The following is a 17,328-nucleotide window of genomic DNA, read 5'->3' on the forward strand; positions in this document are numbered from 1 at the left end:
TGCGCGCCGGGACGGACGTGGTGGCTCGAACCGCCCGGACGGCCACCGTGCCGGCTGTCGTCACCGTCGTCCTCGCCTGGGCTCTCGCGCTCCCGCGGCTCGTGCCGAACACCTTCGGTGACCACGGGACGTTCGTGTCGGTCGCCGAGCGGCTGTTCGCGGGCGACCGCCTCTACGTCGACGTCTGGGACAACAAGGACCCGCTCTTCTACTACGTCCTCGCGCTGGGACGGCTCGTCTCCCCGCTCGCCGACGTGGCCGTGGAAGTGCTCTGGGTCCTCGTGGCCGGCCTGTCGGTCGCCGTGATCGCCACCGCCGCCGGGGCGAGTCGCACGCTCGCGCTCGTCGCCGGGTTCGCCGGGACCCCGCTCCTGCTCACCGGTCCGGCCTACGAGACGGGCATGACCCACCTGCCCGGACTGGCGCTGCTGCTGGCCGCCACCTCCTGCGCCGTGCGCTCCAGATGGCTCGCCGCTGGAGTCCTCGTCGGGCTGCTCCTGCTCACCAAGCTCATCCTCACGCCGGTCGCCGCGGCGGGGCTGCTCGTCGTCGCCCTGCATCGACGGCGCGAGGGCGGGCTCGCCGGTCTCCTGCGCGCGTTCGCCGGCTCGCTCGCCCTGCTCGCCCTGGGAGTCGGGGCGATGTGGCTCCGCGGGGAGCTGCCGGGCTGGCTCGACAACTTCCGCCTCAATGCCGACTATGCCGACGGCGACCTCGCGGCCTCCCAGTACGGGTCCGTCGTCGGACACCTGCTCCGCGCCTTCCCGGACGACGGGCGCGGGGCCGGGGCCGTCACCATCGCCGCCCTCGTCGTCGTCCTCGTCGCCGTCCCCCGCTCCTGGACGCGGCCGGGGTCAACGGATACCCAGGAGGCGGCCGGGATCTCGGCGACGTCCGAGTCCGGCTCCGAGCCGGAGGCGGCCGCCCGCCCTCGCACCGTGGCTCCCGCGGTCCTCTGGGACCTCGTGGTGGTCGCACTCCTCGTCGGCGTCGTCGTCATCGCGGTCACGGCGACCTTCCCCCACCACGCTCAGACCCTCTCTGCCGCAGGGGGCTTCGCTCTCGCGCTCGTGGCGACGCGCTTGTCCGGCACCGTCGTGAGGTGGCGGGCGCCGCTCCTGCTGCTGCTCGCCGGCTACCTCACTGCCGGCGCCCTCCACCCGTACGTCACCTTCACCGCGGCCCGCGGCATGAGCACCAGTCTCCAGTCGCTGCAGCGGAACTCTCCGGAGAGCGCCGTCCTCGACTCACGCCCCGGGGTGAGGACCTATGCCCGCGCCGGGACGAACGACGTCAACGCCCACGCCGTGGGACTCCACGGCGTCGAGCTCGTGTGCCCGCGCTTCCACCAGTACTCGCTCGACAGTGCCGCCATCCTCGACCAGACCGCGGCCTGCCTCCCCCGCGCGGACGCCCTCATCGTCGACGACAGCGTGCGGATCCAGGCGCAGGAACCCGAGTGGAACGCCTACGTGGCCCGCGTCCGCGCGCTCGTGGCCTCCGGCTACGACTGCGTGCGCGCGACCGGCTCGCAGGTGTGCTTCCGCCGCGCACCCTGACCGGACCGGAGCCCGTGATCACCTCGCGCCACGTATGCCGTGTCGTCGGCTCAGGCGCCCGCCGGGGGCTGCCCGGTCGCGTCCCGGACGAACTCCCAGAGCTGCTCGACCTGTGCGGGGGTCTCGACGCCGACGGGCGCGTAGTGCGTCGACCGCCGGCGACGGTCGTGCCAGAAGCCACCGGTGCCGATCGCGTCGCCGGTGGCCGTGAGCCACACGGCGGTGTCGGCTCCCGAGTCGGCGTCCCGCAGCAGGGGCCCGGTCAGCGCGGCGAAGCGGGGCAGCGAGTCGGTGACACCCGGGGTGTCGGCCCAGCCCGGGTGCATCGAGTGGACGCGGATGCCGTCGGCCGCGAGATCGCGTGCCCACAGCTCGGTCAGGACGAGCTGCATGCGCTTCGTCCGGGCGTACGCCGTGACGCCCGAGTAGTCGCCCCGGGCGTATTCGGGGTCGTCGACGTCGAGGCGCTGACCGTAGGCGCCCCCGGACGTCACGAGCACGACGCGCCCCGAGGCGAGGCTCTCGCGCAGGCCGTAGGTCAGCACGTGCGGCCCGAGCACGTGGGTGGCGAGGGTCAGCTCGTGCCCCTCCGGTGTCGTCCTCCGCTTCTGCGGCATGACGCCCGCGTTGTGCACGACGGCGTGCAGCCGCGGCACGTCCCGTGAGAGCTCGCGGGCGAACTCGGCCGTTCCGGCGAGGTCGCTGACGTCCGCGACGTGGGTCGTCACCTCGGCCCGCGGCCGCTCGTCGAGCAGCCGGGTCCGGGCGTCGTCGAGGCGTCCGGCGTCGCGGCCCGTGATGTGCACGGCCGCCCCCAGGCGGGCCAACCCGCGGGCCGTCGCGAGTCCGAGCCCCCCGCTCGCGCCGGTCACGAGCACGTGCTGTCCCGTCAGGGCGCCGGGCGCGGGGTCGTGCGGCCACCAGGCCCGTCGCACGGCCGGCCCGATCTTCGTGTAGCCCAGGACCAGGGACTTGTCCATGACCCAGTCGAGGGCCGCGGCCGCTTCGTGGAGCACCATGTGCCCACCCTAGGTGGGCCGCACGAGGACGTCACCAAGCCGTCACCCGCCGCACCCCGGGACGTCGCCCGGGGCGGCGCGGCTCTCGGGACCGTGGGGCTGTGCGCGTCGCCATCGTCACCGAGTCCTTCCTCCCGGCCGTCAACGGCGTCACGACGAGCGTGTGTCGCGTCGTCGAGGAGCTGCACCGTCGCGGCGACGAGGTCGTCGTCGTCGCACCCCGCACGAGGGTCGAGGGCCCGGCCTCCTTCGACGGTGCCCCCGTGCACCGCGTGGCCTCGGTCCCCGTGCGCCAGTTCGACGTCGGACTGCCGACACCGGAGATCGAGCGCGTCCTCGTCGGCTTCGCGCCCGACGTGGTGCACGTCGCCAGCCCGTTCGTCCTCGGGGCGCGGGGCCTGGCCACGGCCCGCCGGCTGGAGCTGCCGACGGTCGCCGTCTTCCAGACCGACGTGGCCGCCTACGTGCGCCAGCACACGCCCGGCCCCGCCGGGGCCGCCACGGCAGCGGCGACGTGGCGCTGGATCCGTCGCCTGCACACGTGGGCCGACCTGACCCTCGCCCCGTCGTCGAGCGCCCGGGCCGACCTCGAGGCCCAGGGGGTGCCCCGGGTGGAGCAGTGGGGCCGCGGCGTCGACGCCACCCTCTTCAACCCGGCCTGGCGGCTCGACGCCCTGACCCGGTCGCTGCGTCGCGAGCTCGCACCCGATGGCGAACGCCTCGTCGGCTACGTCGGCCGGCTCGCCCCGGAGAAGGAGGTCGAGCGTCTCGCCGAGCTCGCCGACCTTCCCCGGACACGGCTCGTGGTCGTCGGGGACGGCCCGTCACGCGCCGCGGTCGGTGCTGCGCTCGCCGAGGCCGTGGCCGCCTCACCGGGACGACCCACCCGACCCCCTGTCTTCCTCGGGTCGCGCGCCGGGGACGACCTCGCCCGGGCCTACGCCTGCCTCGACCTCTTCGTCCACACCGGCACCGCCGAGACCTTCGGGCAGACCCTCCAGGAGGCCGGCGCGACCGGACTGCCGGTCGTCGCGCCCCGCCGCGGCGGCCCGGTCGACCTCGTGACCGACGCCGACAACGGCTACCTCTTCGACCCCGACCTGCCGGGTGACCTCCGGGCGCAGGTATGCCGCGTGCTCGGCTCCCCCGACCACGCGGCAGACCTCGGGCGGCGAGGTCACGAGCGCGTCCGCTCCCGGTCGTGGTCGGTCCTGACCGAGGACCTCGCCCGGCACTACGGCCGCGTCGTCCGGGAACGGCAGCCGGCTCGCGCGGCCTGAGCCGGCGCCGCTCCGAACCGGGCTCTAGCCGACCGCCCCGACCGAACGCCAGTAGGCGTTGAGGGCGCCGTTGGTCTTGACGAACCACACGATCGGACCGATGACGATGAAGGTCCCGAGCAGCGTCCACAGCCCGGTCACCGCCGAGACCGGCGCCTGCTGGCCGCGACGCTCGTAGAGGCGGGCCACCTCGGCCGGGGTGAGGAACGACAGCACGATCCCGAAGAAGAGGGCGATGACGAGCGCGAGCCCGCCGCCCAGCCCCTCGCCGGTGTGGCGCTTCATCTCCTCGTGCGTCTGGAAGTACCAGACGAGCGGGTAGATGCCGAGGGTGACGACGGTCAGCAGGATGCAGGTGCCGGTCGACCGGACCTTGCCGACCGGACCGCTCGCGAGCGGGGCGAGGGGGCCGGGCTGCTGCCACGCCGCCACGGGACCGGCCGTTCCGGGGGTGGAGAGGGCCGGCGGGGGCGGCGGCCACGCCTCGGCGGTCCGGGGTTCGGTGGGGTGCTCGGTCACGGTCGTCTCCCTGTGTCTGCGCCCCGGGTCCCTGTCCCGGGGTCGCGCAGAATCTAGGGGTCGCCGTCCGGACGTGGCCGGCGTTTCGTCATTTCCGCCCCGGCCACGGCAGGTCGGCGGCGCCGCTCCCGGCCGGCGGGACGGCATACGCCCCGCGTGTCGAGGGTTGTTGTTGAGATTGTCACAACGGGCGCCATACCAGTGGGTAGGAAGTCAGGTGCGGAAACCGCGGCGATAGGGTGCGGACGTGGCCACCAACACTCTCCCAGCGACGGGAACTCCTCGACCTGCGTCGGCACGCCGCACCACCGTGTTCATGAAGCTGCTCATGGCCCTCTCGGGTGCGCTCTTCGTGTTCTACGTGCTGCTGCACATGTACGGCAACCTCAAGATCTTCGGCGGCGTCGCGGCGTTCGACGAGTACGCCCTGCACCTGCGCACCATCCTGATGCCGATCCTGCCCTTCGGCGGGTTCCTCTGGCTCTTCCGCGTGCTGCTCGTCGTGGCGCTCGTCGCCCACGCCTACTCCGCCTTCTACCTGTGGAGCCGGGCCCGGGGCGCGCGCACCACGCGCTACGTGGCCAAGCAGGCCGCCCAGGCGACCATCCGGAGCCGGATGATGCGCTGGGGCGGCGTCGCGCTGCTGCTCTTCCTCGTGTGGCACCTGCTGCAGTTCACGATCCTCAAGATCAACGTCGGCCCCGACGCCGTCGGCGACAGCGCCGGCAAGCTCGTCATCTCGAGCTTCCAGGTCTGGTGGGTCGTCCTCATCTACGTGCTGGCGCTCGTCGCCCTCGGCATGCACCTGTGGCACGGCGTGTGGAGCGCCTCGCAGACGCTCGGCTGGACCAACAGCGCGAAGTCGCGCCGGACCGCCAAGGTCACCGCCACCGTCATCGCGCTGGTGACGTCCGTGGGCTTCGTGCTGCCGCCGCTCGCCATCCTGTTCGGAATCGTCAAGGGGAACTGATCCATGACCGACACCCAGACGGCCAGCACCGTCGCGCCCGAGGCGCCCGCACCCGCTCGTGAGGCGGCGCCCGGCGTCGTCCACGGTCTCTACACCGAGGGCGAGCCGATCGCCGACACGAAGGCCCCGAAGGGTCCCATCGAGGCCCGCTGGAACAAGCGCAAGTTCGACGCCGCGCTCGTCAACCCGGCCAACCGCCGCAAGCTCACCGTCATCATCGTCGGCACCGGCCTGGCCGGTGGCGCCGCGGCGGCCACGCTCGGCGAGGCCGGCTACAACGTGAAGTCCTTCTGCTACCAGGACTCCCCGCGTCGCGCGCACTCGATCGCCGCGCAGGGTGGCATCAACGCCGCGAAGAACTACAAGGAGGACGGCGACTCGACGTTCCGCCTCTTCTACGACACCGTCAAGGGCGGCGACTACCGCTCGCGCGAGTCGAACGTCTACCGCCTCGCCGAGGTCAGCGCCAACATCATCGACCAGTGCGTCGCGCAGGGCGTGCCCTTCGCCCGCGAGTACGGCGGCCTGCTCGACAACCGCTCCTTCGGTGGCGTGCAGGTCTCGCGCACCTTCTACGCGCGCGGCCAGACGGGCCAGCAGCTGCTCATCGGGGCCTACCAGGCGCTCGAGCGCCAGGTCGCGGCGGGCACCGTCGAGATGTTCAGCCGCCACGAGATGCTCGAGGTCGTCGTCGCCGACGGCAAGGCACGCGGCATCATCGCCCGTGACCTCGTCACCGGAGAGATCGAGACGCACCTGGCCGACGCCGTCGTGCTCGCCAGCGGTGGCTACGGCAACGTCTTCTTCCTGTCGACCAACGCGATGGGCAGCAACGTCACCGCCACGTGGCGCGCGCACCGCAAGGGCGCGCACTTCGCGAACCCCTGCTACACGCAGATCCACCCGACGTGCATCCCCGTCGCCGGCGAGCACCAGAGCAAGCTGACGCTCATGTCCGAGTCGCTGCGCAACGACGGCCGCATCTGGGTGCCGAAGAACGCCGCGGACTGCGAGAAGGACCCGCGCGAGATCCCCGAGGAGGACCGCGACTACTACCTCGAGCGGATCTACCCCTCGTTCGGCAACCTCGTCCCGCGCGACATCGCCAGCCGCCAGGCCAAGAACGTCTGCGACGAGGGTCGCGGCGTCGGCCCCAAGGTCGGCGACTTCCGCCGCGGCGTCTACCTCGACTTCACCGACGCCCTCAAGCGCATGAGCGCCGAGGCCGTCGCGGAGAAGTACGGCAACCTGCTCGACATGTACCAGCGGATCACGGGTGAGAACCCCTACGAGGTGCCGATGCGCATCTACCCCGCGGTGCACTACACGATGGGCGGCCTCTGGGTCGACTACGACCTCCAGTCGAGCATCCCTGGACTCTTCGTGTCCGGCGAGGCGAACTTCTCCGACCACGGGGCCAACCGCCTCGGTGCGTCCGCCCTCATGCAGGGCCTGGCCGACGGCTACTTCGTCCTGCCGAACACGATCCGCGACTACCTCGCCAAGGGGCCCTTCCCCAAGCTCGAGGAGTCCAACGAGGCCGTCGTCGAGGCCCGCGCCTCGGTCGACGCGCGCGTCCAGAAGCTGCTCTCCATCAACGGAGACCGCTCGGTCGACTCCTTCCACAAGGAGCTCGGCAACATCATGTGGGAGTACTGCGGCATGGAGCGCTCCGAGGAGGGGCTGCTCAAGGCCATCGACCTCATCCGCGGCCTGCGCGACGAGTTCTGGCGCAACGTCAAGGTGCTCGGCAGCGCCGACACGCTCAACCAGAGCCTCGAGAAGGCCGGCCGCGTCGCCGACTTCCTCGAGCTCGGTGAGCTCATGTGCATCGACGCGCTGCACCGCCGCGAGTCCTGCGGCGGTCACTTCCGCGCCGAGTCCCAGACCGAGGACGGCGAGGCGCTGCGTCACGACGACGAGTACGCCTACGTCGCCGCGTGGGAGTGGGGCGGACAGGACGGCGCGCCGATCCTGCACAAGGAAGACCTGGTCTACGAATTCGTCGAGATGAAGCAGCGGAGCTACAAGTGAGTGGGACCGGAATGAAGACCACCCCACAAAGTTCTACGTTCGTACCTCACTCCGATACTTTGCGAGGACCCCGATGAACCTGACCCTCAAGATCTGGCGCCAGGCCGGCCCCCAGGCCAAGGGCGAGATGGTGACCTACCCGGTCTCCGACATCTCCGAGGACATGAGCTTCCTCGAGATGCTCGACGTCCTCAACGAGCAGCTCAACGCGCGTGGCGAGGAGCCGATCGCCTTCGACTCCGACTGTCGCGAGGGCATCTGCGGCATGTGCGGCCTCATGATCTCGGGCAAGGCCCACGGCCCCGAGGTCACGACGACGTGCCAGCTGCACATGCGCAGCTTCTCCGACGGCGACGAGATCACCATCGAGCCGTGGCGCGCCGACGCGTTCCCGGTCATCAAGGACCTCGTCGTCGACCGCAGCAGCTTCGACCGCATCATCCAGGCCGGCGGCTTCATCAGCGCCAACACGGGCTCGGCCCCCGAGGCGCACTCGGTGCCGGTGCCCAAGCCCAAGGCCGACCGCGCCTTCATGGCGGCGGCCTGCATCGGTTGCGGCGCGTGCGTGGCGGCCTGTCCCAACGCGTCGGGCATGCTCTTCATGGGCGCCAAGATCACGCACCTCGGCGAGCTCCCCCAGGGTCAGCCGGAGCGCGACGCCCGCGTCGTCAGCATGGTGAGCCAGCACGACCACGAGGGCTTCGGCGGCTGCACCAACGTCGGCGCCTGCTCCTCGGCCTGTCCCAAGGAGATCCCGCTCGACGTCATCAACCAGCTCAACAAGGACCTGCGCGGCGCGCTGATGCGCGGGGAGTGACCCTCCCCCCGCGACGCGCCGAGCGTTCGAGCACCGACTGACCGCCCCGGGCCTCCGGGGCGGTTAGTCTTTGCCCGCGATGACGCCTCCTACGCCCCTGCGACCTCGCCCGTGGACGACTCCGGCCGCAGGCGCGTCGCTCGGTGCCGTCGCGCTGGGGATCGTCCTCACGACGGCGTATGCCGTCCCGGCGGCGAGCGCTGTCACCCTCCCCCGCGCCGAGGTGGCCGCACCAGCGGTGGCGCCGGCCTGCGCGCCCTGGCAGACGCAACAGGCCGTCCCCGCCGGGGCGGCGCTGACCCCACGCGTCTTCCCGAGCGACGAGCCCGGCGCCCCTGCTCCGGCCGCCGGTCAGCCCGCTCGGGGGTCGAGCACGCACCGGACCGCCAAGCCCTCCCTCGTGTGCCGCAACGCACCGCCGGCGCCGTTCCCCCATGCCGCCTGGCAGCCCGACACGGTCGTCGGTGGCGCACGCCTCGCCGAGACCGGGGTCATCGTCGACCGGCCGCTCTCGGTGCCGGCGCCCCCGGCGGTCTACGACGTCTCCTACGTCGTCGCCGACCTCGACAGCGGGGAGATCCTCGCCGCCAAGTCGCCCCACGCGTGGCTGCGACCGGCGAGCACGCTCAAGACCCTGACCGCCCTGACCCTCATGCCCCGGCTCGACCCGAAGCAGGTCGTCGTGGCGGGCACGGACGCCCAGGAGGCGGCGGGATCGCGCGTCGGTCTCCTCGCCGGCAACCGCTACCCCGTGTCGAGCCTCTTCGAGGCCATGCTGATGTTCTCGGCCAACGACGCGGTCTACGCGCTCGCCGACGCCGCCGGTGGCTACGACGCGACGGTCGCCCTGATGAACGAGAAGGCCGACGAGGTCGGGGCGCACGACACCCTCACCGTCGATCCCAGCGGACTCGACGACGGGGCGCAGCGCTCGAGCGCCTACGACCTCGCCATCATCGGGCGCGACGCCATGCGGCTGCCCGACTTCCGCGCCACGATCATCAAGCGCGACGCCGTCTTCCCCGGTGGCAAGGACGCGCGGGGCAAGGTGTGGCCCGCCTTCCACATCTACAACATCAACGAGCTGCTCGCGCACTACCCGGGCGCCATCGGCGTCAAGCCCGGCCGCACCGACCGTGCCCAGCACACCTTCATCGGTGCGGCCACCCGGGGCGGCCGCACGCTCATCGTCAGCCAGATGGGCAGCATCACGGGCTCGTGGAAGCCCACCGCGGCCCTGCTCGACTGGGGCTTCGCCAACGCCGACCGCGTGACCCCGGTCGGTCGGCTCGTCGACCCCGGCGAGGCCGTGGCGCCGTCTGCGGCCCCCACGGTGCCCGCGCTGCCGACCGACGGCTCGACCGGCACTGGCTCGGGCGACGACCCTGGGTCGTCGGCCGGCACCGGCACGCCCGTCCCGATCGCTGCGTCATCGAGCGACCTGACGTCGCTGGACCGGCCGATGTCGCTCGTCGTGCCCGCCGCCGCGGGAGTCGCCGTGACGACCGCGGTCGTCCTCCTCGTGCTCACCCTGCGCCGACGCCGCGCAAGCCGGGGCTCAGGGCGGCGGGGGATGCGCCGTCCTGCCTAGTGGCGTCTGACCTTCCCGACGCCCCGGACCGCCGAGACGGCGAACGCACCGAGAACCGCACCCGCCGCCAGGCTCGCCCGGTCCATGGCGCGAGACGCGTCCCGGCCGGCCCCGGTCGAAGCCTCTGGAACGACGTGGGTTACCTGACTCCCCGCGTGCGCCGGAGTGCCGGTCTCCGTCCGAACGGGCTCCGCGGCATACCGCACCAGGTCGGCGTCCGGTCTGCCGAGGCTGGACTCGTTGGCCGTCCATGCCGCCGAGAGCAGGATGACCTTGGACATGAGATTGAGCCAGAAGAGCAGGCCGACCGCGACGGCAACCGCCCCGAGCAACGGGTTGGAGGTCGCGTGGCTCACGAGGAAGCCACCGAAGAGCTTGAGCACGGTGAGGATCACGGCCCCGAGCACGGCGCCCTGCCGCACGTCCTGCAGGGGAAGGGGGACACCGGACAGCATCCTCAGGAGCACGACGAGGATGAGGGTGTCGAAGACCACGCCCGCGAGCAGTCCGAGCAGGCCGACGAGGAAGCCGTTGCCCCCGAGGCCGATCCAGCCGGCGACGCGCTCGGCGAGCCCGCCGATGGCGCTTGTGAGGATCGCCGAGACCGCGATCGCGAGCCCGAGCGTCAGGAGGACGAAGACATCACGTGCCTTGGTGCGCACCATGTTGTCGGTGGACGCCTCGAGCCCGAACACGCCGCGGATGCCGGTCCGGAGGGCACCCACCCAGCCGAGGCCTGCCAGCAGGAGAGTGACGAAGGAGACGATGCCGGTGATCGTGAGGGTCAGACTGGCCGGCGCCCGGACGCTGATGATGCCCTCCGGGTGGCTGGCCGTCTTGACCATGCCGGGGAGGGTGGCGTTGAGCGACTCGGCGATGGTCTCGACGAGGTCGGGGCGCCCACGGAGCACGAAGCCGAAGACCGCGAACGCGAGGGCGAGGGCCGGGAAGATCGAGAAGAACGCGAAGTACCCGACACCGGCGGCGAGCAGGTCGCCGTTGGCCTCGCCGTAGCGCGTCCAGGCGCGGTACCCACGCGTCGACCTGAGCCGATCCAGAACGGTCTGGATGACGGACACCGTCAGCCGCCGCCGAGGTGGAACTCGCGCTCGGGACGCCAGACACCGTCGTCGCCCAGCTCGTAGACGTGGTAGGCGTCGACCGCGAAGGCCACCGAGTAGTCGGCAAGCTCACCGAACGCGCGGTCGAGAGACTCGGACGGGACGTTGTGCGCCACCGTCACGTGCGGGTGGTAGTAGAAGTCGAGGTCGCGCTGCACCGGACCGGAGCGGAGCGCCCGCTCGAGGGATTCGCAGTTCGAGACCCCGCGAGCCACCTGGATGAAGACGACGTCCGAGAGCGGGCGGAAGGTGCCCGTCCCTCGCAGGACGACGTCGAAGGCGGAGTGTTTGTCGGCGACCTCCCCGCAGTGGCTGAGGAAGGCGGCATACGCCTCCGCGTCGACCTCGGTCGGCGGCAGCAAGGTGATGTGGGCCGGGATCTGCCATGCCTGGGGGTCGCCGAAGTCGGCACGACGGCGCTGGAGGTAGGCACCGTGTGGGGCCGGGATCGGGATCGAGACGCCGATCGTCGTCGGGCGCGCAACACTCACGCCCCGACCGTATCGAATCCGGTGCTTCATCGAGTCCCTGGGGGCGGCCGCAGCTGGGGCGCCCACCTCCGGGTCGGTGCTCAGCGGCCCGGACGTCGCAGCAGACCGACCTTGTCGTAGACCCGGCGAATGGTGGCCTCGGCCACCTCGCGGGCGCGGTCGGCTCCGTCGGCCAGGACGCGGTCGAGCTCGGCCTCGTCGGACATGAGCTCGAGAGTGCGGTCCCGGAACGGCGTCACGCGCTCGACGACGACGTCGGCGACATCCTTCTTCAGGTCGCCGTAGCCCCGGCCGGCGTACTGACGCTCGAGGTCGCCGACCGTGGTACCGCTCAGCGCGGCGTGGATCGAGAGGAGGTTTGAGATGCCCGGCTTCGAGTCCTCGTCGAAGCGGATCTCGCGCTCGGTGTCGGTCACGGCCGAACGGATCTTCTTGGCGATGCGCGACGGCTCGTCGAGCAGGCTCACGAGGCCGGTGTCGGTGGCCGCGGACTTGCTCATCTTCGCCGTGGGCTCCTGGAGGTCCTGGATCTTCGCCGTGGCCTTCATGATGTGGGGCGAGGGCACGACGAGCGTGTCTCCGAAGCGCTGGTTGAAGCGGCCGGCGAGGTCGCGCGAGAGCTCGAGGTGCTGGCGCTGGTCCTCACCGACCGGCACGACGTCGGCGTCGTAGACGAGGATGTCGGCGGCCTGGAGCACCGGGTAGGTGAAGAGACCGACGTTGGTGTTGGTCCCCTTGGCCGACTTGTCCTTGAACTGCGTCATGCGGTTCGCCTCTCCGAAGGCGGTGAGGCAGCTGAGGACCCAGCTGAGCTCGGTGTGCTGGGAGATGTGGCTCTGGACGAAGAGGACCGACCGTTCGGGGTCGACGCCGCCGGCGATGAACTGCGCGGCGGTCAGGCGCGTTCGGCGTCGCAGCAGCTCGGGGTCGGTCGCCACGGTGAGGGCGTGCAGGTCGGCGACGAAGTAGAACGCGTCGTGCGTCTCCTGCAGGCGCACCCACTCCACGAGGGCCCCGATGTAGTTGCCGAGGTGCAGCGAGTCGCTCGTCGGCTGCATGCCCGAGAGGCTTCGGGGCGTGCGCGTCGGGGTCGTGGGGGTCTCGGGCGTCGTGGGCATGCGTGCATTCTGGCCCATCACCTGCTTCGTGCCCCAACCGGGCGAGTTCCCGCCGACCCGCCGGAGCGGCCGCTCGGGGCCGGCCGGCCGGAGCGGCAGCTCGGATGGCGCGCCCGGGTCAGAGGTCGTAGTCGACGACGACCGGCGCGTGGTCGCTCCACCGCTCGGCGTACGTCGCGGCACGACCGACGTGGGCCGCGAGGGCGTGGGCCGCCAGGGGGGCCGTGGCGAGCTGATAGTCGATGCGCCACCCGGCGTCGTTGTCGAACGCCTTGCCGCGCCAGGACCACCACGTGTAGGGCCCGGGCCCCTCACCGGCGAGCATCCGGTGCACGTCGACCCACGTGCCGCCGGCGAGCCATCCGTCGAGGTGGGCACGCTCCGACGGCAGGAAGCCGGCCTTGGTCAGGTTGCCCTTCCAGTTCTTGAGATCGGCCTCGCGGTGGGCGACGTTGAGGTCCCCGGTGACCACCATGAGCCGGCCGTCACGGGTCGCCCGTGACATCCGGGTGGTCATGGCCTCGAGGAAGGAGTGCTTCTCGTCCTGCCGCGGAGTGTCGGCCTCGCCCGTGGGGACGTATGCCGACACGACCGTGAGGACGCCGCGTGCAGTGACGATGTCGGCCTCGACCCATCTGCCGGCCTCCGAGAAGGATCCGTCCAGGCCGACTCGGCGGGCGAGCTGTGGGTCCCGGGTCGCCACGGCCACCCCGGCCCTGCCCTTGGACGCCCCCTCCGTGTGCGCCACCGACCAGTGCCCGTATCCGGCTTCGGCGAGCACCTTGGCGAGCTGGGCCTCTTCGGCGCGCACCTCCTGGAGGCAGATCACGTCGGGCCGGGCCTCGACCAGCCAGTTGGCCATCCCACGTCGGGCCGCCGCCCGGATGCCGTTGACGTTGACGGTCACGATGCGCATGGTGTGATTCTGGCGTGACGGAACAGGCGCCGGACGGACAGGTCAGGCGATGGCACGGACGACGACGAACCAGGCCAGGACCGGCGCGCCGACGGCGAGGGTGATGGCGATCACCCTCAGACCCGCCGCGTGGGCGTAGACCTTGGCCAGGGTCGCGGCACCGATGCCGAGGACGAAGACGGGGACCGACCAGCCGGCGAGCAGGGCATTCAGGTCGATGATCTCCGGGCTCTTCGTGACGTTGGCGATGGTCGCGGCCTTGCCTGCCGGACTCCACGGCGCGGGTAGAGGCACCTGAGCGAGCAGCAGCATCGCCACGCCGAGCAGATCGGTCCGGAGGTGGGTGCGGCGGCGTTCGGCGAGCTGCCGGCGGCTGCGCGCCTGCGCCCGGATCGTGGCGGGCGCCGGTGCCAGGGCACGAGGGAGCACGAAGAGCAGGCCGGGAAGCCCGATGAGCCCGGCGAGCAGTGCCGCGTAGAGCTGGGGCTGCCCGTCCGACGCGAAGTCGAGGACGGTCACGATCGGCTCGGCGGACCGGGTCAGCGCCCACACGTACGCGAGGAAACCGATGGTGGCGGCCACGGCGAGGGGTGCATCCCCGATGCGACGGCGCACCCCTTCCTGCGGCATGGCCGACAGTGTAGGCGCCCGAAAGCGACGATCCGGACATCTACACTGGCGCCGTGGACAACTCCGGGCGACGCGCGACCGACCTCTTCGACGACGACGCCGGTGCCGAGGCGCCGACGTACCGTGACCACGTATCGCCCACCCGTGACGAGCTCGACGGCCTCGGACTCGGCGCCGGTCGCACCGAGGGAGACCTCGGACGGCAGGACCCTTCGGGGCGCCGCCGGGAGAAGAAGCGCAACCGCACGGTGCTCGTGGCCGCGCTCGTCCTCCTGCTCGTGCCCGTGCTGGCCGTGGGCGGGTACCTCGCCTATCTCAATCATCTCGTCTCCGACAACGTCAAACAGGAGCTCCTGCTCCCCGACACCAACAACGGGCCGACTGACAAGAACGGTGCCGCCGTCGCCCAGCCGACCGGAACCGGCACGAACTACCTCATCATCGGCAACGACGCCGGGCCCGACCGCGTGGGCGCCCGCTCCGACGTCATGGTGCTCGTCCACGTGCCCGAGGACCACTCCCGGGTCACACTGGTCCATTTCCCGCGAGACCTCTACGTCTCGATCCCGGGCAGGGGCAAGAACAAGCTGAACGCGGCGTACGCGTTCGGCGGGGCGCCACTGCTCGTCACCACGATGCAGAACATGCTCGGCATCCGCGTCGACCACGTGGCCGTGCTCGGTTTCGAGGGCTTCAAGGCGATGACCGACGCCGTCGGAGGCGTCGACGTCAGGGTGGAGGAGCCGAGCAAGAGCAACGGCTACGACTTCAAGGTCGGCACGATGCACATGACGGGCGACATGGGCCTTGCCTTCGTCCGCGAGCGTCACCAGCTGAGCCAGGGCGACATCTCCCGCGGTCTGCGGCAGCTCGCCTTCATCAAGGCGCTCATGCTCAAGACCCTCAACAAGGACGTCCTGCTCAACCCGGTCCGCCTCAGTCAGTTCGTCGACGCGGCGACGTCCAACCTCACCGTCGACCAGAAGCTCGATGTCGGCACGATGCGCTCGGAGGCGCTGGCGATGCGCGGGCTGCGCAGCAAGGACATCCGCTTCATCACGGCGCCGTTCACCGGTTTCGGCACGAGTCCGGACGGCGCCTCCATCGACATCGTCGACGATGCCAAGATGGCCGACCTCGGCCAGGCCATCCGCACGGACTCGCTGGACTCCTACAGCTAGGGTCCGGGGTGCGGGTCGGAGCCCGTCGTCAGGGCTCCGACGACGGACGGCAGCTGCGACTCGATCTCGGTCGACATGAGGTGGTAGGCCTCGGAGCTGCGCCCATATGGGTCGGATATGTCCGATTCAGCAGCCGCTCGTGCCGGGTGCAGCCCGCGGCGGCCGCGGGCGACGTCGACGACGACCGAGGCCCACGGCGTGTCGGGACCTGCCTGGGCCGCCTCCGGCGAACCGGCGAGGTCGGCGTCGTGGACGAGGTCCGCGAGCTCCCCGAGGGTGAAGGTCTTGCGCAGCGCCCTCGGGTGCAGGGCCACGGCGTCGGCGCGGTGCTTCTGCGTCGCGGTGATGACGAGGTCGGCGCGGTCGAGCATCGCGGGCACGAGCTGGCGGGAGGCGAAACCGGTCGTGTCGGCTCCCACGGCGTCGAGGAGGGCCACCGAGCCGGGCTCGATGTCGGCGCCGACGAGGGCCCGCGTGCCGGCGCTCTCGACGACGACGTCCTGGCCGGAAAGGAGCTGGCGGAGACGTCGCTCGAGGTAGGGCGACCGGCAGACGTTGCCGGTGCAGATGACGAGGAGGTTCCCGATCGGCCTCAAGGGCGCTCCCCCGACAGGGATCGCCGGTAGGCCTGGCAGGCCTCGTAGGTCGGCAGGAGACCGCTGGCGGCGGCGTCGGCCAGCGACGGGGCCTCGGTGTCCTTCGGCGAGAGCAGCGGCTCGATCCCGTCCGGCAGGGTCAGGGCCAGCTCGGGATCGAGCGGGTTGATGCCGTGCTCGGCCGTCGGGTTGTAGGCGGCGGAGCAGAGGTAGTGGGCGGCGGTGTCGTCCTCGAGGGCGCAGAAGGCGTGCCCCAGCCCCTCCGAGAGGTAGACGGCCTGGCGCTCGCGGGAGTCGAGCAGCACCGACTCCCACTGGCCGAAGGTCGGCGAGCCGACGCGGATGTCGACGACGAAGTCGAGCAGCGAGCCGCTGATGGCGGTGACGTACTTGGCCTGCCCCACCGGCACGTCGGCGAAGTGGACGCCGCGCAACGTGCCCCGCGACGACACCGACACGTTGGTCTGGACCACGTCGAGACGGTGGCCCACGACCTCGGCCAGACGGTCACCCCGGAAGGACTCGAGGAAGACACCCCGGTCGTCGGGGAAGATCCGCGGCGTCACCACCCAGGCACCCTCGATCGAGAGCGGACGGATGTCCATCAGATCCCCTCCCGGGCCTCGGCGAGCAGGGCGTGCAGGTAGAGGCCGTAGCCGCTCTTGGCCTGGGCGTCGGCGTGCACGCGCAGGCCGTCGTCGTCGATCCAGCCGTTGCGCCAGGCGACCTCCTCGACGCAGCCGATCTTCTGGCCCTGCCGGGCCTCGACGACGTGGACGTACTGGCTGGCCTCCATGAGACCGGTGAAGGTGCCGGTGTCGAACCACGCGGTGCCACGCGGCAGCGGGGTCACGGTCAGGGTGCCGCGGCGGAGGTACTCGTCGTTGACGGCGGTGATCTCGAGCTCGCCGCGCTCGCTCGGGGTGAGGTTGCGGGCGATCTCGACGACGTCGTTGTCGTAGAAGTAGAGCCCGGGCACGGCGTAGCTGGACTTGGGCTGCTTCGGCTTCTCCTCGATCGACAGGACGGTGCCGTCCTGGTCGAACTCGACGACGCCGTATGCCGTGGGGTCGGCGACGCGGTAGGCGAAGACGTGGCCACCACGCACGTGCGTGTTGTCGCGCAGGCGCGTGCCGAGACCGGGGCCGAAGAAGATGTTGTCGCCGAGGACGAGGGCCACCTCGTCGTCGCCGATGAAGTCGGCACCCAGCACGAAGGCCTGGGCGAGCCCGTCGGGACTCGGCTGGACGGCATACGTGATCGACATGCCCCACTGCGAGCCGTCGGCGAGGAGGCGCTGGAACTGCTCGGAGTCGGCCGGCGTCGTGATCACGAGGACCTCACGGATGCCCGCCATCATCAGCGTCGACAAGGGGTAGTAGACCATCGGCTTGTCGTAGACGGGCATGAGCTGCTTGCTGATGCCGCGCGTGATGGGGTGGAGGCGCGTGCCCGAGCCGCCGGCGAGGATGATTCCCTTCATGGT

General features: G+C 71.3%; 17 protein-coding genes. 7 read left to right on the forward strand and 10 right to left on the reverse strand.

Annotated elements, in window-relative coordinates; translation table 11 throughout:
* Positions 1-17: 17 nt before the first annotated feature.
* Complete coding sequence (locus tag TAE01_RS07320; RefSeq protein WP_147064958.1) at positions 18-1,559, forward strand: hypothetical protein; 1,542 nt, start codon at positions 18-20, stop codon at positions 1,557-1,559.
* A gap of 50 nt (positions 1,560-1,609) precedes the next feature.
* Here the strand turns inward: TAE01_RS07320 and TAE01_RS07325 are convergent, their stop codons facing one another.
* Complete coding sequence (locus tag TAE01_RS07325; protein ID WP_147064960.1) at positions 1,610-2,578, reverse strand: SDR family NAD(P)-dependent oxidoreductase; 969 nt, start codon at positions 2,576-2,578, stop codon at positions 1,610-1,612.
* A gap of 101 nt (positions 2,579-2,679) precedes the next feature.
* Between TAE01_RS07325 and TAE01_RS07330 the strand changes: the two genes are divergently transcribed.
* Positions 2,680-3,858 carry a glycosyltransferase family 4 protein gene (locus TAE01_RS07330; protein WP_147064962.1) on the forward strand — a complete coding sequence of 393 codons (1,179 nt, stop codon included), beginning with the start codon at positions 2,680-2,682 and terminating at the stop codon, positions 3,856-3,858.
* A gap of 24 nt (positions 3,859-3,882) precedes the next feature.
* Here TAE01_RS07330 and TAE01_RS07335 read toward each other — a convergent pair whose 3' ends face one another.
* Positions 3,883-4,377, reverse strand: coding sequence for a DUF4234 domain-containing protein (locus TAE01_RS07335; RefSeq protein WP_222594089.1), 495 nt, complete (start codon positions 4,375-4,377; stop codon positions 3,883-3,885).
* A gap of 247 nt (positions 4,378-4,624) precedes the next feature.
* On the opposite strand from TAE01_RS07335, the gene TAE01_RS07340 reads away from it, so the two are divergent.
* The 4 genes from TAE01_RS07340 (at position 4,625) to TAE01_RS07355 (ending at position 9,789) form a co-directional block, all read left to right on the forward strand.
* Positions 4,625-5,347 carry a succinate dehydrogenase cytochrome b subunit gene (locus TAE01_RS07340; protein WP_246111201.1) on the forward strand — a complete coding sequence of 241 codons (723 nt, stop codon included), beginning with the start codon at positions 4,625-4,627 and terminating at the stop codon, positions 5,345-5,347.
* A gap of 3 nt (positions 5,348-5,350) precedes the next feature.
* Positions 5,351-7,381 (forward strand): fumarate reductase/succinate dehydrogenase flavoprotein subunit, encoded by a 2,031-nt coding sequence (locus TAE01_RS07345; protein ID WP_246111202.1) that lies wholly within the window; start codon positions 5,351-5,353, stop codon positions 7,379-7,381.
* 73 nt (positions 7,382-7,454) lie between these two features.
* On the forward strand, positions 7,455-8,198 hold the full coding sequence (locus TAE01_RS07350) for a succinate dehydrogenase/fumarate reductase iron-sulfur subunit (RefSeq protein ID WP_147064966.1): 744 nt from the start codon (positions 7,455-7,457) through the stop codon (positions 8,196-8,198).
* A 79-nt stretch (positions 8,199-8,277) separates the two neighbouring features.
* The gene (locus TAE01_RS07355; protein WP_147064968.1) at positions 8,278-9,789 is read left to right on the forward strand and encodes a D-alanyl-D-alanine carboxypeptidase family protein; all 1,512 of its coding nucleotides are present in this window, start codon (positions 8,278-8,280) and stop codon (positions 9,787-9,789) included.
* Here the strand turns inward: TAE01_RS07355 and TAE01_RS07360 are convergent.
* The 5 genes from TAE01_RS07360 to TAE01_RS07380 form a co-directional block, all read right to left on the reverse strand.
* Positions 9,786-10,868 carry a YihY/virulence factor BrkB family protein gene (locus tag TAE01_RS07360; RefSeq protein ID WP_186815088.1) on the reverse strand — a complete coding sequence of 361 codons (1,083 nt, stop codon included), beginning with the start codon at positions 10,866-10,868 and terminating at the stop codon, positions 9,786-9,788. The two genes, TAE01_RS07355 and TAE01_RS07360, sit on opposite strands and share 4 nt — an antisense overlap.
* A gap of 2 nt (positions 10,869-10,870) precedes the next feature.
* Positions 10,871-11,431: a 2'-5' RNA ligase family protein gene (locus TAE01_RS07365; RefSeq protein ID WP_147064971.1), complete on the reverse strand. Its 561-nt coding sequence runs from the start codon at positions 11,429-11,431 to the stop codon at positions 10,871-10,873.
* A gap of 50 nt (positions 11,432-11,481) precedes the next feature.
* Positions 11,482-12,519, reverse strand: a complete 1,038-nt coding sequence (gene trpS / locus TAE01_RS07370; RefSeq protein WP_246111204.1) for a tryptophan--tRNA ligase — start codon at positions 12,517-12,519, stop codon at positions 11,482-11,484.
* A gap of 118 nt (positions 12,520-12,637) precedes the next feature.
* Complete coding sequence (locus tag TAE01_RS07375) at positions 12,638-13,435, reverse strand: exodeoxyribonuclease III (protein WP_147064975.1); 798 nt, start codon at positions 13,433-13,435, stop codon at positions 12,638-12,640.
* 42 nt (positions 13,436-13,477) lie between these two features.
* Complete coding sequence (locus TAE01_RS07380) at positions 13,478-14,065, reverse strand: hypothetical protein (protein ID WP_147064977.1); 588 nt, start codon at positions 14,063-14,065, stop codon at positions 13,478-13,480.
* 53 nt (positions 14,066-14,118) lie between these two features.
* Here TAE01_RS07380 and TAE01_RS07385 point away from each other — a divergent pair, with 53 nt between their 5' ends.
* Positions 14,119-15,246 (forward strand): LCP family protein, encoded by a 1,128-nt coding sequence (locus TAE01_RS07385; protein ID WP_147064979.1) that lies wholly within the window; start codon positions 14,119-14,121, stop codon positions 15,244-15,246.
* Here the strand turns inward: TAE01_RS07385 and TAE01_RS20485 are convergent.
* From TAE01_RS20485 to rfbA, 3 genes are read right to left on the reverse strand one after another with little or no spacing between them, the layout of a single operon-like run.
* Positions 15,243-15,842 carry an arsenate reductase/protein-tyrosine-phosphatase family protein gene (locus tag TAE01_RS20485; protein WP_186815089.1) on the reverse strand — a complete coding sequence of 200 codons (600 nt, stop codon included), beginning with the start codon at positions 15,840-15,842 and terminating at the stop codon, positions 15,243-15,245. The two genes, TAE01_RS07385 and TAE01_RS20485, sit on opposite strands and share 4 nt — an antisense overlap.
* Positions 15,839-16,447, reverse strand: coding sequence for a dTDP-4-dehydrorhamnose 3,5-epimerase family protein (locus tag TAE01_RS07395; RefSeq protein WP_186815090.1), 609 nt, complete (start codon positions 16,445-16,447; stop codon positions 15,839-15,841). Before TAE01_RS07395 ends, TAE01_RS20485 begins: the two co-directional genes overlap by 4 nt.
* Positions 16,447-17,325, reverse strand: a complete 879-nt coding sequence (gene rfbA, locus TAE01_RS07400) for a glucose-1-phosphate thymidylyltransferase RfbA (protein ID WP_147064981.1) — start codon at positions 17,323-17,325, stop codon at positions 16,447-16,449. The genes TAE01_RS07395 and rfbA overlap by 1 nt, the downstream gene beginning before the upstream one ends.
* Positions 17,326-17,328 lie beyond the last annotated feature (3 nt).

The sequence above is a fragment of the Terrabacter aerolatus genome (genome assembly GCF_007991735.1).
Lineage (GTDB): Bacteria > Actinomycetota > Actinomycetes > Actinomycetales > Dermatophilaceae > Terrabacter > Terrabacter aerolatus.

What these genes read in the sequence shown, in the direction of transcription:
- TAE01_RS07325 (WP_147064960.1), bottom strand. Translation starts at nt 2,578, where the DNA reads ATGGTGCTCCACGAAGCGGCCGCGGCCCTCGACTGGGTCATGGACAAG.
- TAE01_RS07350 (WP_147064966.1), top strand. Translation starts at nt 7,455, where the DNA reads ATGAACCTGACCCTCAAGATCTGGCGCCAGGCCGGCCCCCAGGCCAAG.
- TAE01_RS07375 (WP_147064975.1), bottom strand. Translation starts at nt 13,435, where the DNA reads ATGCGCATCGTGACCGTCAACGTCAACGGCATCCGGGCGGCGGCCCGA.
- rfbA (WP_147064981.1), bottom strand. Translation starts at nt 17,325, where the DNA reads ATGAAGGGAATCATCCTCGCCGGCGGCTCGGGCACGCGCCTCCACCCC.
- TAE01_RS07395 (WP_186815090.1), bottom strand. Translation starts at nt 16,447, where the DNA reads ATGGACATCCGTCCGCTCTCGATCGAGGGTGCCTGGGTGGTGACGCCG.
- TAE01_RS07345 (WP_246111202.1), top strand. Translation starts at nt 5,351, where the DNA reads ATGACCGACACCCAGACGGCCAGCACCGTCGCGCCCGAGGCGCCCGCA.
- trpS (WP_246111204.1), bottom strand. Translation starts at nt 12,519, where the DNA reads ATGCCCACGACGCCCGAGACCCCCACGACCCCGACGCGCACGCCCCGA.
- TAE01_RS07355 (WP_147064968.1), top strand. Translation starts at nt 8,278, where the DNA reads ATGACGCCTCCTACGCCCCTGCGACCTCGCCCGTGGACGACTCCGGCC.
- TAE01_RS07365 (WP_147064971.1), bottom strand. Translation starts at nt 11,431, where the DNA reads ATGAAGCACCGGATTCGATACGGTCGGGGCGTGAGTGTTGCGCGCCCG.
- TAE01_RS07380 (WP_147064977.1), bottom strand. Translation starts at nt 14,065, where the DNA reads ATGCCGCAGGAAGGGGTGCGCCGTCGCATCGGGGATGCACCCCTCGCC.